Here is a 12,621-nt window from a genome sequence, read left to right as displayed (position 1 = left end):
TTTCAGGCGACTGTCTCCACCATGTTCACCCGCTGGGTGACATTGCACAGTAACACGTAGGGAATGGTGTCGGCGTGAAGCGCGATTTCCTCCACCGGCAGCCCTTGTCCCCATAGCGTCACGGTATCGCCGATTTCCGCCGACGGGCAGTCGGTCAGATCGACCGATATCATGTCCATCGAGACCCGGCCGATCAGCGGCACGCGCCTGCCCCGGACCAGCACCGGCGTGCCGGTGGCCGCGCGGCGGGGGTAACCATCGCCGTAGCCTATGGCCGCGATGCCCATGCGGGTCGGGCGGCGGCAGATGAAGTCGCCGCCGTATCCAACCGCATCGCCGGTCTTCAGTTGCTTGACCGCGATCAGGCGGCTCTGCAAGGTCATGACCGGCATCAAACCTTCTTCCGGTCCGCTCCGTCCAGGAAACGGCGATACGCCATACAGCAGGATGCCGGGCCTGACCCAGGCACTGCGGGCCGCCGCCCAGGCCATCAACCCCGCCGAGTTGCCGATGCTGAATTCGCCCCGCCCGCCTGCCATCCGCCCAAAACAACGCAGCTGGATTTCGGTGGTCGGATCATCGGTGGCGTCGGCATTGGCCAGATGGGTCATGACAGGCACCGGCTGGCGCACCTGAGGCATCCGCGCCAGCCGCAACCGCGCCCGGGCGAACTCCTCGTCGGCCAGACCCAGCCGATGCATCCCGCTGTCCGCCTTGAGCCACACCCCCATTGGGACGGAAGTATCGAGCCGCTCCAGCAGATCAAGCTGGAAGCCGGAATGGATCACCGGTTCGAGACCATGGCGGGCGCTCAGCCTCATCCCTTCTTCGTCGCCATAACCCTGCAACACGGCGATGCGTTGAGCGATACCGGCCTGACGCAGAACGATGCCCTCTTCCACCCGCGCCACGGCAAACGCATCCGCTGCCGGCAGCGCTCGCGCGGCCCGGATCAGTCCGTGCCCGTAGGCGTTGGCCTTGATCACGGCCATGATTTTCGAATCCGGCGCGGCGGCGCGAATCCAGGCGAAATTGTGGGCGAAGGCCGCCATGTCCAGGACGGCACGGGCTGCGGGCACCACGGTTTAGTATCCTTCGCTGGAATAGGGATCGGCGATGAAGTTCTCGAAACGCGTGTACTGGCCCAGGAAGGTCATCCTCACCGTACCGATCGGACCGTTACGCTGCTTGGCGATGATGATTTCCGCCGTGCCCTTGTCGGCGCTGTCGGGATGGTAGACCTCGTCGCGGTAGATGAACACAATGAGATCGGCGTCCTGTTCGATCGAGCCCGATTCGCGCAAATCGGACGGTACCGGTCGCTTGTTGGGGCGTTGCTCAAGGTTGCGGTTGAGCTGGGACAGGGCTATCACAGGCACGTTCAGCTCCTTGGCCAGTGCCTTGAGCGAACGGGAAATTTCCGAAATTTCGGCAACCCGGTTCTCGCCGCCCGAACATTGCATGAGCTGCAGATAGTCCAGCACCACCAGTCCGAGCTGGCCGTTCTCCCGCGCCAACCGGCGGCAGCGGGCGCGGACTTCGGTGGGAGACAAAGCCGGTGTATCGTCGATGAAAAGTCTGGTTTCGGCCAGGATGTTGATGGCGGAGGTCATGCGGGGCCATTCGTCGTCCTCCAGTTTGCCGGTGCGGACCCGGTGCTGGTCGATGCGGCCGAGTGAAGACATCATCCTCATGGCCAGCTGCTCACCAGGCATTTCCATGCTGAACACGGCGACCGGCAGCCTTTCTTTGATCGCGACGTTCTCGGCGATGTTCATCGCGAAGGTGGTTTTGCCCATGGACGGCCGACCGGCGATGATGATGAGGTCGGACGGCTGCAAACCCGAAGTCATGTCGTCGAAATCGGTGAACCCCGTGCTTGCGCCGGTAATGTGCCCCTCCTTGTGGAACAGCATCTCGATGCGATCGACGGCGGCGGCCAGCAGGCTCTTGATCGGCTTGAAACCGGCGCTGCCGCGCTGACGCTGGTCGGCGATCTGGAACACGCGCTGCTCGGCCTGTTCGAGCAGATCGCTCATGCCGCGCCCTTCGGGCTGATAGGCCGAATCGGCGATTTCGGTACCCACATGGATGAGCTGGCGCAACACGGCGCGCTCGCGCACGATGTCGGCATAGGCGGCAATGTTGGCGGCGCTGGGCGTTTCCCGCGCCAGCACGGCGAGATAGGCAAGGCCGCCGGCTTCTTCGAGCTCTCCCGTCTTTTCCAGTACTTCCGACAGGGTCACGACGTCGAACGGCGCCTGCCGCTCGGAAAGCTGGCGGATCGCACGGAAGATCAGGCGATGGTCGCGCCGGTAGAAGTCTTCCTCGACGATGCGGTCGGCGACGACGTCCCAGGTCTGGTTGTCGAGCAGCAAGCCGCCCAGCACCGCCTGCTCGGCCTGGATCGAATGGGGGGGGATCTTGAGCGCTTCCACGCGCTTGTCGATCGATCGGGCGTATTCGGACATTTCGAGTTCAGTCAGCCGTTGCGGATGGCTTCGATGATGCGGGTGGTGGAATGGCCTTCGACGAAGTCGAGTATCCTCACCTCGCCACCGGTTTCCAGGACGCAATCATGACCGACGATCGCCGTGATATCGGCGTAATCGCCTCCTTTGACCAGGACGTGGGGACGGATGGCGCAGATTTCGTCGCGTGGTGTATCGCCATCGAAGGCCACGACCCAGTCGACACTCTCCAGTGCCGCCAACATGGCCATCCGGTGCGGCAGCGGATTGACCGGGCGGCCCGCCCCTTTCAACCGGCGCACCGAGTCGTCGCCGTTAACCAGCACGATCAGACGGTCACCCAGGGCGCGGGCCTGTTCCAGATAATGCACGTGGCCGGGATGCAGCAGATCGAAACAGCCGTTCGTGACCACGATCCGCTCGCCGGCCCTTCGCAAGGGAATGAGCACGTCCAGCAGTTCCGCCAATGTGATCGCTCCCCGCCGGGGAGCCCGCTGGCCGTGAATCGCAATGGCCAGTTCCTCGGGCGAAACCGATGCCGTACCGAGCTTGCCGACCACGATACCGGCGGCCAGATTCGCCAGGGCCACCGCATCGGTCAGCGGCCGACCGACGGCGAGGGCCGCGGCGAGCACGGAGATAACCGTGTCGCCCGCACCGGTCACGTCGTACACTTCTTTGCCATGCGCTGGGAGGTGCAGCGCTCCCGCCGTCGGTCTCAGGAGGCTCATGCCGTGCTCGCCCCGGGTCACGAGCAGGGCTTCGAGATCCAGCCGCGTCATCAACGCCCGTCCTTTGCGTTCGATTTCCGCATCGTCGCAGCAAGCACCGACCACGGCTTCGAATTCGGAAAGGTTGGGGGTCAACAGCGTCGCGCCTCGATAGCGATCGAAATCCACCCCCTTGGGATCGACCAGAACCGGCTTGCCGGCCCGCCGCGAGGCGGCGATGAATTCCTCAACGCAGGCCAGAGTCCCTTTCGCGTAGTCGGAAAGCACCACTACACCGGTCTCCTCCAGCAGCGCACGGAACCGGGTGACCAAGGGAGCGGGATCGAGGTGGGCGAAGCCGTCCTCGAAATCCAGCCGAATGAGCTGCTGCTGGCGACTGACGACGCGCAGTTTGGTGATCGTGGCAACCGCCGGACAACGCTCGATGTGGCTGCGGATGCCGGCCACGGCCAGGAGCCTCTCCAACGCGGCAGCCGCCTCGTCTTCGCCGGCATAACCCAGCAGATCGACTTCCCCGCCCAGTGCCGCCAGATTGAGCGCCACGTTTCCGGCACCGCCTATGCGCTCCTCCGAGCTTTCCACCCGCACGACCGGCACCGGCGCCTCCGGCGAGATGCGGGAAGCTCCACCGAACCAGTAGCGATCGAGCATGAGGTCTCCGACGACCAATACGCGGGCGAGGCTGAAGTCGGGGAGTATCATGTGAAGGGAACAACGGGAAGAGCCGTTAGAATACCATAGCGGCGCATCGGTATGCGCTGCCCGCCGCGCGGGGAATCAGCTCCCCAGCCGTTCCGCCATGCCGTCCAGCGCTCTCACCAGAGCATCGGTCATTTCCTCGCCTTGGGCAAGATGACCGGCGTTCGGCAAAATCGTCAACTCGGATCGCGGCAATGCCCGATGCAGCAGCCAGGCCGCCTCGGGAGGACAGACCAGGTCCTTCCGGCCGTGCACGATGATCGCGGGCAGATGGGCGATCTTCGGACAGTCTTCGAGGATCTGACCTTCCCTGATGAAATAGCGGGCCGCCGCATAATGGAGTTCGATGCGGCACTGCGCCAAGGCTCCGGGGGGAAGGGGATCATCATCCGCCGGGTTGAACCCGGAACCCAGCGTGACGCGGCTGCTCCAAAGCCACCATTCCTTCGCCATTCGCCGCTGTTCAAGCTCATCGGCGCCTTTGATCCGGCGGTGGATAGCCCGGACCGGATCGGCCCGCTCCCGGGCATCGAAATTGTCACTGAACCGCTGCCATGCCTCGGGATGGAAGCGACTGGCACCATCGCGCACGAACCAGTCCACGTCGCGCTTGCGCGCCAGGAAACTGCCCCTCAGGATCAGCCCGCTCACCCGCTCCGGAAAGGCCTGCGCATAGAGCAATGCCAGGGCCGCCCCCCAGGAGCCACCGAAAAGCAGCCATTTCGGGATATTCAAGCGCCCTCGGATCGATTCGAGGTCGTCGATCAGATGACGGGTGGTATTGTTCCTGAGCGCACCATGCGGGGTCGATCGCCCGCAGCCCCGTTGATCGACGAGTATCGCCCGGTAACGTTCCGGATCGAAAAACGAGCGATGGTGGTGTCTGCAACCAGAGCCTGGCCCCCCGTGCAAAAACACCGCGGGAATGCCCTCGGGATTGCCGCATTCCTCGACATAGATCTCATGCCCGCCCCCCACTCCGAAACGGTGGAAGACGTAGGGTTCGAGCGGTGGATAAAGCGGTTTCATCAGGGGTCTGCAAACGGGTCGCACAAAAAAGGGGGATCCTGAGATCCCCCTGCGGCCGGCCAGGAGCCTGACGGGCTTCAGAAGCCGATGCCGACGTAAGCACCGGCGGTGTAGTTGTCCGTATCGGTGCTGTTCAAGATGGTCTTGCCGTTGTTCGTCCTGACGCTGTAGTTCAGGTCGCCGCCGGTGAAGTTGTACCGGAAGTCGGCACCCACCCACAGGTTCTTGAAGATATTGTACTCCAGACCGGTACCGAGCATCAGACCGGGATTCAACACGGTCACGCCGCTGGAGGGCGGGCTGATGACGTTGACGCTGAGACCGAACGGCACGATCCAGGGACGGAATCCTTCGATGCCGGTGTATTTCAGCTTGGGAGATGCATACAGGGAGAACATGGTGACCTGCGCCTGCATCCGCGTGCCCGTCACGCTGCTGACGAATGAGTTGTTGACGCTGCCGTAGTTCTTGTAGTCGAACATGATTTCGGCATCGAGCGCCAGGTCGTCGGAAATGCCGAAGGTGTCGTCGCTCAGACGGTGATCCAGACCTGCGCCGACATACCAGCCGGCCTTGTCGGAACCGAAATTGTTCGACGAAAGGAGATTGTTGTTGACCAGCAGTTCGCTGGTACGAGCATGATTCATGGCTGCCCAGCCACCACGGAAGAAGACCATGTCATCCTTCTTTTCTTCGTGTTTGGCCAGCTCGGCAAGCCCCTGATTCACTTTCGCCTGCTGAGCCTGTACCTGCTGAGCCGTATCCTTTGCCTCCGCTTTGGCTTCCGCCGCTTCCGCTTCGGCCTTTGAGCGCGACGCCTCGAGTTCAGCACGCAGCGCCTGCATTTCCTGTTCCATTACCTGCAGTCTCCGTTCCAGCGAAGCCTGGGCCGAAGAAGCATGGGCTTTCGGAGCGGCCATGGAAACCGAAGGCGCGAGAGCGGCGGCGATCGACGCGGTGAGCAGCGTGGTGAAACCACCCGATTTCTTGATCTGATTCATGAAAATCCCCTCGACAAAATATTGTTAGTTGGATAAAGCGTTGCTCCGGAGCAACAGTTAGTTGCTTGCCGGTAGGATGCTAGCAAAAAACCACGGCGGTAACAATTCTCCTTGTGTGATTTTGTTGACCCGAGTCAGCATCGCCGCTTTACGTTCCGACGCGAACGCGCCCCAAAAGATTCAGCCCCATCCGCACCCGGCAGGGGTAATCGATTTCCACCGTAGCGAGTGCACCTCGCAGTATAGAACATCGCCACCGAAAGGGCATATTAGTGAATCCCAATGGCCTGGTTTATAATTCAGAGTTCGCCGTATACGATTTACAACAACCCGAACGCCGGGAGATGCGCCATGCCGGCGATTTCCGGCCGCCGTTATGCGCCCCCGCAACGGCGACGCACGCTCGCGAAGCGATGCGCACTAACCACGCACAAGATCACAACCCCCTGAATACATCTGAGAACTCAAGAGGTCACATGGCTGTCAAGAACCGTCTACACCGCAGCGAACTCGCGGTGCCGGGCAGCAATCCACGCATGCTCGAGAAAGCGCCGGAAGCCGGCGCCGACATCGTCTTTCTGGACCTGGAAGATGCGGTTGCGCCGGATGACAAGGAGCAAGCGCGCCGGAACATCGTCTTCGCGCTCAACACCTACGACTGGTCCAAATGCGCGGTCTCCGTCCGCATCAACGGCCTCGACACCCATTACGCCTACCGGGACCTCGTTGAGATCGTCGAGTCCTGCGGCGACAAGCTCGACACCATTCTGGTGCCGAAAGTCGGCAGCGCCTCGGACGTTCTGTTCGTCGCGACTTTACTTTCCCAGATCGAGGCCTACAAAGGTTTCAAACCGATCAATATCCACGTGCTGATCGAAACGGCCATGGGCATGGCCAACGTGGAGGAGATCGCCCGCACCTGTCCTGAACGCATGGAGGCCATGGTGTTCGGCGTGGCCGACTACGCTGCCTCGGTGCGCGCCCGCACGACCAACATCGGTGGCGCCAACCCGGATTACGGCATGCTGACCGACCCTGACGAAAGCGGTACCCGCGCCTATCACTGGGCCGACCAGTGGCATTTCGGCATTTCCCGCATGGTCGCGGCCTGCCGCGCCTATGGACTTCGCCCCATCGACGGCCCCTTCGGCGATTTCAGCGATCCGGAAGGATTTCGCGCCGCAGCCCGCCGTGCCGCGGCTCTGGGCTGCGAAGGGAAGTGGGCGATCCATCCCTCCCAGATTCCACTGTGCAACGAAATCTTCACACCCACGGAAAAAGAGGTCACGCGGGCCTACCGCATCCTGGAAGCCATGGAGCAGGCGGCGAAGGAGGGCAAAGGCGCGGTGTCTCTGGATGGGCGGCTGATCGATGCCGCCTCGATCCGGATGGCGGAGAACGTGGTCCGCCAGATGAAGCAGATCGAGTCGCGTCGGTAGGAATCCCCCCTGTCTCGCGCGATGCATATTTCGAGTTGAACGAGGAGATCGTCCGTGAATATCCATGAGTACCAGGCCAAGGAGCTGCTCAAGACCTATGGCGTGCCCGTGCCCGACGGCGCCGTTGCCTATTCCGACGCGCAGGCCGCCAGCGTCGCCGAGGAGATCGGCGGCAGCCGCTGGGTGGTCAAGGCGCAGATCCATGCCGGCGGTCGCGGCAAGGCCGGGGGCGTAAAGGTCGCCCACTCCATCGAGGAAGTCCGCCAATACGCCGACGCCATGCTCGGCAGCCACCTCGTCACCCATCAGACCGGCCCGGGAGGCTCGCTGGTTCAGCGTCTGTGGGTGGAACAGGCCAGCCATATCAAAAAGGAATACTACCTGGGCTTCGTGATCGATCGCGGCAATCAACGCATCACCCTGATCGCCTCCAGCGAGGGCGGCATGGAAATCGAGGAAGTCGCAAAGGAAACCCCGGAGAAAATCGTCAAGGAAGTCGTCGATCCGGCCATAGGCCTGCTGGACTTCCAGTGCCGCAAGGTCGCCACGGCGATCGGCCTGAAAGGCAAGCTGATGCCCCAGGCCGTCAGGCTGATGAAGGCCATCTACCGCTGCATGCGCGACAAAGATGCCCTGCAGGCCGAAATCAATCCTCTGGCCATCGTGGGCGAAAGCGACGAATCGCTCATGGTCCTGGATGCCAAGTTCAACTTCGACGACAACGCCCTGTACCGGCAGCGCACCATCACCGAGATGCGCGACCTGGCCGAGGAAGACCCGAAAGAGGTCGAAGCCTCCGGCCACGGTCTCAATTACATCGCCCTCGACGGCAACATCGGCTGCATCGTCAATGGCGCCGGCCTCGCCATGGCTTCGCTCGACGCCATCACCCTGCATGGCGGCCGTCCGGCCAACTTCCTCGACGTGGGCGGCGGCGCCTCCCCCGAGAAGGTCACCAATGCCTGCCGCATCGTACTGGAAGATCCCAACGTCCGCTGCATCCTGGTCAACATCTTTGCCGGCATCAACCGCTGTGACTGGATCGCCAAGGGCCTGATCCAGGCCTGCGACAGCCTGCAGATCAAGGTGCCGCTGATCGTGCGCCTGGCCGGGACGAACGTCGACGAGGGCCGCAAGATCCTGGCCGAATCCGGCCTCTCCTTCATCACCGCGGAAAATCTGGACGACGCGGCCGCCAAGGCCGTCGCCATCGTCAAGGGATAACAGTCATGAGCGTATTCGTTAACAAGCACTCCAAGGTCATCTTCCAGGGCTTCACCGGCGAGCACGCCACCTTCCACGCCAAGGACGCCATGCGGATGGGCACCCGGGTGGTCGGCGGTGTCACCCCTGGCAAAGGCGGCACCCGCCATCCCGATCCCGAACTCGCTCATCTGCCGGTGTTCGACACCGTGGCTGAAGCCGTGGCCGCCACCGGCGCCGACGTCTCCGCCGTGTTCGTGCCGCCGCCCTTCAATGCGGACGCGTTGATGGAAGCCATAGACGCCGGCATCCGGGTCGCCGTGACCATCGCCGACGGCATCCCGGTACACGACATGATCCGACTGCAGCGCTACCGGGTGGGCAAGGATTCCATCGTGATCGGACCGAACACCCCCGGCATCATCACGCCGGGCGAGTGCAAGGTGGGCATCATGCCTTCGCACATTTACAAAAAGGGCAACGTCGGCATCGTATCGCGCTCCGGCACCCTCAATTACGAGGCGACGGAACAGATGGCCGCGCTTGGGCTGGGCATCACCACCTCGGTCGGCATCGGCGGCGACCCCATCAACGGAACCGATTTCGTCACCGTCCTGCGCGCCTTCGAAGCCGACCCGGAAACCGAGATCGTGGTGATGATCGGCGAAATCGGCGGCCCCCAGGAAGTCGCCGCCGCCCGCTGGGCCAAGGAAAACATGACAAAGCCGGTCATCGGCTTCGTCGCAGGCCTTGCCGCACCGACCGGCCGACGCATGGGCCATGCCGGCGCCATCATCTCCAGCGAGGCCGACACCGCCGGCGCCAAGATGGACGCCATGGAAGCCTTGGGGCTGTACGTCGCCCGCAACCCGGCACAGATCGGCCAGACCGTGCTACGCGCCGCGCAGGAACACGGAATCAGATTCTGATCGCCGGGTTCCCGAGATCAACGAACCGGGGCTCTCGGCGGTACGCCGTGGCCCCCTACCCGTTCCCACCATGCGACAATTGACCCCTCATCAAGTCAAAGCACTCCTCGACGAACCCGAGGCAGCCCCATTGCTGCTGGACGTGCGTGAACCCGGCGAGTTCGCCTTTTGCCACATCGACGGCAGTCTGCACATCCCCATGGGAGAGATCGTATCGAGGCTGGGCGAACTCGACCCCGACCGGACGACCGTCGTGGTCTGTCACCACGGCATGCGGAGCTTTCAGGTCGCCCGGTTTCTGGAGACCCAGGGCTTCGGGCGGGTCATCAATCTTGCCGGTGGAATCGATGCCTGGGCGCGGGAAGCCGATCCCGGCATGCCCCGTTATTGAAATGATCGCCCTGATCCAGCGGGTCACCCAGGCCAGCGTCCGGGTCGACGGCGCGACGGTCGGCGCCATAGGCCGGGGCACCCTGGCCCTCGTCGCTATCGAGCGCGGCGATGGCGCGACCCAGGTGTCGCGGATGGCTGAGCGCCTGCTCGGCTACCGGATGTTCCCGGACAGCGAAAACCGCATGAACCTGAGCCTGGCCGAAACGGGCGGCGGCCTGCTGCTGGTCTCGCAGTTCACCCTGGCCGCCGACACCGCGAAAGGCATGCGTCCGAGCTTCACCCCCGCAGCCGATCCCGAAACCGGCCGCCGGCTGTTCGACGCACTGGTGGATGCCACCCAGCGCCGGCATTCCCCCGTTGCAACCGGGCGCTTCGGCGCCGACATGCAGGTCTTTCTCGTCAATGACGGTCCTGTGACCTTTCTGCTGCGCTGTCCGCCCGACCGGCCTCCGGGGGGATAGGCCCCATGGTCCGCGTCCGCTATCATCGTCCGATGAGTATGCGGAGGTATTCGCCATGCAGCAGAAATTCCATATCGAACGCATGGACCGGCAACGGCTGGAGCTGGCGCTGGACTGGGCGGCGGCAGAAGGATGGAACCCCGGCCTGCACGATGCGGCGAGCTTCTTCGCCGCGGACCCTTCCGGATTTTTCATGGGCTTTCTGGACGACGAGCCGGTAGGGAGCATCAGCGCGGTATCCTATCCCGGCGACTTCGGTTTCATCGGGCTCTATATCGTGCGGCCGGAGCACCGTGGCAAGGGTTTCGGCCTCAAGCTCTGGCATGCCGCCGTGGAGCATCTGGGAGAGCGGACGGTCGGCCTGGACGGCGTAATCGAACGGCAGTCCAGCTATGCCCGTTCCGGCTTCGTCACCGCCCACCGCAACATCCGTTTCGAGTGGAACGGTCCCGCGGCCCTGGAAACGGATACCGCCGTGGGTCGGCTGGAACCGTCCGAGTTCGACGCGATCCTGGCCTATGACGCCGCACTGTTCCCGGGGAGCCGGGATGGATTCCTGCGTGTCTGGACCCGACAGCCGGGGTGTACCGGCCTGCTCTACCGCTCCGACGATGGCGACATCGCCGGATACGGACTGCTTCGCCCTTGCCGTAGGGGCTACAAGCTCGGTCCATTGTTCGCCGACACACCCCGAATCGCGGCGTGCCTGCTGCAAGCTTTCCGTCCTCACGCGGGAACGGCCCCCATCTACATCGACATGCCGGCACCCAATACCGCCGCCTTGCAGCTGGCCGCCCAGCATGGCATGCGGCGGGTCTTCGAAACCGCGCGCATGTATACACCGCGGATACCCTCCCTGCCGTTGGAACGCACCTTCGGCATCACGACTTACGAGCTGGGCTAGGCGGTTCCATACCATGCCAGCGCCGACGGCGCCAGTCCTTGGCAGCGATGGCGCGTCCCGGTAGACTTCCCCGCTTTTTTCCACCGCTATGCAAATCGGACCCTACCGCCTCAGTAGCCCGGTCATCCTCGCACCCATGGCGGGCGTCACCGATCTCCCTTTTCGCAGGCTCTGCCGGCAATTCGGCGCGGGGCTCGCGGTCTCGGAGATGATATCCGCCAGCCCGGCGTTGCAGGCCACACGCAAGTCCAGGCTGCGGCAAGATCACCGCGGTGAGCCTGGCCCGATCAGCGTCCAGATCGTCGGCGCCGATCCGAGGGAGATGGCCGAGGCGGCGCGCCGCACTGTCGATCTCGGCGCCGACATCATCGACATCAACATGGGCTGCCCCGCGAAAAAAGTCTGCAACGTCGCCGCCGGTTCGGCCCTGCTGCGCGACGAGAAGCTGGTGGCGAACATCCTCGAAGCGGTGGTCCAGGCCGTACCGGTTCCGGTCACCCTGAAGATCAGGACCGGCTGGGATTCGGCGTCCCGCAATGCGGTCAGCATCGGAAAAATCGCCGAAAGCGCCGGAATCCGGGCGCTCACGGTTCATGGCCGCACCCGCGCCTGCGGGTTTGCGGGGGCAGCCGAATACTCTACAATTACCGAAGTTAAGAAAGCCATCGGCATTCCGGTCATCGCCAACGGCGACATCGACTCTCCCGGAAAAGCCGAGGCCGTGCTCCGATCGACCGGCGCGGATGCCGTGATGATCGGCCGTGGCGCCTGGGGACGGCCCTGGCTGCTGCGGGAAATCGACGCGCGGCTCAAGGACGGTCGCCAGCCCTTGCCCCCTACGCTCGATGAGATCCGCCGCACCGTGCTCGGCCACCTCGAAGCGCTGTATTCCTTCTATGGGGAGAAGCAGGGGGTGCGGATCGCACGCAAACATATCGGCTGGTACGCCGCCCGGATCCCGGGTCTGGACGACCGGCTGGTACCGGGGATTTTTTCCCTCGCCAACGCCCCCCAGCAGCTCTCCGCTGTGGAAGCCCTGTTGAAATTTCAGTTCGAGAAGACCGCTGCATGAGACAGGACAATCGATTGCTTGAATCTTTCGAATCTCCGCCCAAGGATCCCTCCCCCGCGCCCGTGGTGCTCAGCGAGCAGGTACGTGCGGCCTTGGTCAATTATCTGTCACAGCTGGACGGCATCAGCGTGACCGACATGTATACCCTCGTCATGGGTGAAGTCGAACGACCGCTCATCCGTACCGTGCTCGAGCACTGCTGTCACAACCAGACCCGCGCCGCCCAGTTGCTGGGCCTCAGCCGCAGCACACTGCGCAAGAAGATGCAGCAGCACGGCATCGAGTGAGC

13 protein-coding genes are annotated in these 12,621 nt (G+C 63.4%); 8 read left to right on the top strand and 5 right to left on the bottom strand.

Features of this window, described 5'->3' with window-relative positions; all coding sequences use genetic code 11:
* Positions 1 to 2: 2 nt before the first annotated feature.
* The 5 genes from alr to H156_RS0111765 all read right to left on the bottom strand — a co-directional run bounded on the left by alr (position 3) and on the right by H156_RS0111765 (position 5,931).
* On the bottom strand, positions 3 to 1,082 hold the full coding sequence (gene alr / locus H156_RS0111785; protein ID WP_010960988.1) for an alanine racemase: 1,080 nt from the start codon (positions 1,080 to 1,082) through the stop codon (positions 3 to 5).
* Positions 1,083 to 1,085: 3 nt separating this feature from the next.
* Positions 1,086 to 2,471, bottom strand: a complete 1,386-nt coding sequence (dnaB, locus tag H156_RS0111780; RefSeq protein ID WP_010960989.1) for a replicative DNA helicase — start codon at positions 2,469 to 2,471, stop codon at positions 1,086 to 1,088.
* A gap of 11 nt (positions 2,472 to 2,482) precedes the next feature.
* Positions 2,483 to 3,904 carry a bifunctional D-glycero-beta-D-manno-heptose-7-phosphate kinase/D-glycero-beta-D-manno-heptose 1-phosphate adenylyltransferase HldE gene (gene hldE, locus H156_RS0111775; protein WP_010960990.1) on the bottom strand — a complete coding sequence of 474 codons (1,422 nt, stop codon included), beginning with the start codon at positions 3,902 to 3,904 and terminating at the stop codon, positions 2,483 to 2,485.
* Between the two features lie 75 nt (positions 3,905 to 3,979).
* Positions 3,980 to 4,930 (bottom strand): prolyl aminopeptidase, encoded by a 951-nt coding sequence (gene pip / locus H156_RS0111770; RefSeq protein ID WP_017365207.1) that lies wholly within the window; start codon positions 4,928 to 4,930, stop codon positions 3,980 to 3,982.
* A gap of 77 nt (positions 4,931 to 5,007) precedes the next feature.
* Positions 5,008 to 5,931, bottom strand: a complete 924-nt coding sequence (locus tag H156_RS0111765) for a hypothetical protein (RefSeq protein WP_010960992.1) — start codon at positions 5,929 to 5,931, stop codon at positions 5,008 to 5,010.
* A 476-nt stretch (positions 5,932 to 6,407) separates the two neighbouring features.
* Between H156_RS0111765 and H156_RS0111760 the strand changes: the two genes are divergently transcribed.
* From H156_RS0111760 to H156_RS0111725, 8 genes are all read left to right on the top strand, one after another.
* Complete coding sequence (locus H156_RS0111760) at positions 6,408 to 7,370, top strand: HpcH/HpaI aldolase/citrate lyase family protein (RefSeq protein ID WP_017365208.1); 963 nt, start codon at positions 6,408 to 6,410, stop codon at positions 7,368 to 7,370.
* 54 nt (positions 7,371 to 7,424) lie between these two features.
* A complete protein-coding gene (gene sucC, locus H156_RS0111755) occupies positions 7,425 to 8,594 on the top strand; it encodes an ADP-forming succinate--CoA ligase subunit beta (RefSeq protein ID WP_010960994.1) in 1,170 nt (389 codons plus the stop codon).
* Positions 8,595 to 8,599: 5 nt separating this feature from the next.
* Complete coding sequence (sucD, locus tag H156_RS0111750) at positions 8,600 to 9,502, top strand: succinate--CoA ligase subunit alpha (protein WP_010960995.1); 903 nt, start codon at positions 8,600 to 8,602, stop codon at positions 9,500 to 9,502.
* A 70-nt stretch (positions 9,503 to 9,572) separates the two neighbouring features.
* A complete protein-coding gene (locus H156_RS0111745) occupies positions 9,573 to 9,893 on the top strand; it encodes a rhodanese-like domain-containing protein (RefSeq protein WP_026045933.1) in 321 nt (106 codons plus the stop codon).
* A 1-nt stretch (position 9,894) separates the two neighbouring features.
* Positions 9,895 to 10,356 carry a D-aminoacyl-tRNA deacylase gene (gene dtd, locus H156_RS0111740; RefSeq protein ID WP_010960997.1) on the top strand — a complete coding sequence of 154 codons (462 nt, stop codon included), beginning with the start codon at positions 9,895 to 9,897 and terminating at the stop codon, positions 10,354 to 10,356.
* A gap of 55 nt (positions 10,357 to 10,411) precedes the next feature.
* A complete protein-coding gene (locus tag H156_RS0111735; RefSeq protein WP_017365210.1) occupies positions 10,412 to 11,260 on the top strand; it encodes a GNAT family N-acetyltransferase in 849 nt (282 codons plus the stop codon).
* Between the two features lie 88 nt (positions 11,261 to 11,348).
* The gene (gene dusB / locus H156_RS0111730; RefSeq protein WP_010960999.1) at positions 11,349 to 12,332 is read left to right on the top strand and encodes a tRNA dihydrouridine synthase DusB; all 984 of its coding nucleotides are present in this window, start codon (positions 11,349 to 11,351) and stop codon (positions 12,330 to 12,332) included.
* A 14-nt stretch (positions 12,333 to 12,346) separates the two neighbouring features.
* On the top strand, positions 12,347 to 12,619 hold the full coding sequence (locus tag H156_RS0111725; protein ID WP_228370151.1) for a helix-turn-helix domain-containing protein: 273 nt from the start codon (positions 12,347 to 12,349) through the stop codon (positions 12,617 to 12,619).
* The last annotated feature ends 2 nt before the right edge of the window (positions 12,620 to 12,621 follow it).

This window comes from Methylococcus capsulatus str. Texas = ATCC 19069 (assembly GCF_000424685.1).
GTDB lineage: Bacteria > Pseudomonadota > Gammaproteobacteria > Methylococcales > Methylococcaceae > Methylococcus > Methylococcus capsulatus.
Note: the sequence above shows the minus strand (reverse complement) of the source record. Positions and strands in the feature narration are given on the sequence as shown.

Coding starts and splice junctions, on each gene's coding strand:
- dnaB (WP_010960989.1), bottom strand. CDS start 2,471: ATGTCCGAATACGCCCGATCGATCGACAAGCGCGTGGAAGCGCTCAAG.
- hldE (WP_010960990.1), bottom strand. CDS start 3,904: ATGATACTCCCCGACTTCAGCCTCGCCCGCGTATTGGTCGTCGGAGAC.
- pip (WP_017365207.1), bottom strand. CDS start 4,930: ATGAAACCGCTTTATCCACCGCTCGAACCCTACGTCTTCCACCGTTTC.
- H156_RS0111765 (WP_010960992.1), bottom strand. CDS start 5,931: ATGAATCAGATCAAGAAATCGGGTGGTTTCACCACGCTGCTCACCGCG.
- H156_RS0111760 (WP_017365208.1), top strand. CDS start 6,408: ATGGCTGTCAAGAACCGTCTACACCGCAGCGAACTCGCGGTGCCGGGC.
- sucD (WP_010960995.1), top strand. CDS start 8,600: ATGAGCGTATTCGTTAACAAGCACTCCAAGGTCATCTTCCAGGGCTTC.
- H156_RS0111745 (WP_026045933.1), top strand. CDS start 9,573: ATGCGACAATTGACCCCTCATCAAGTCAAAGCACTCCTCGACGAACCC.
- dtd (WP_010960997.1), top strand. CDS start 9,895: ATGATCGCCCTGATCCAGCGGGTCACCCAGGCCAGCGTCCGGGTCGAC.
- H156_RS0111735 (WP_017365210.1), top strand. CDS start 10,412: ATGCAGCAGAAATTCCATATCGAACGCATGGACCGGCAACGGCTGGAG.
- dusB (WP_010960999.1), top strand. CDS start 11,349: ATGCAAATCGGACCCTACCGCCTCAGTAGCCCGGTCATCCTCGCACCC.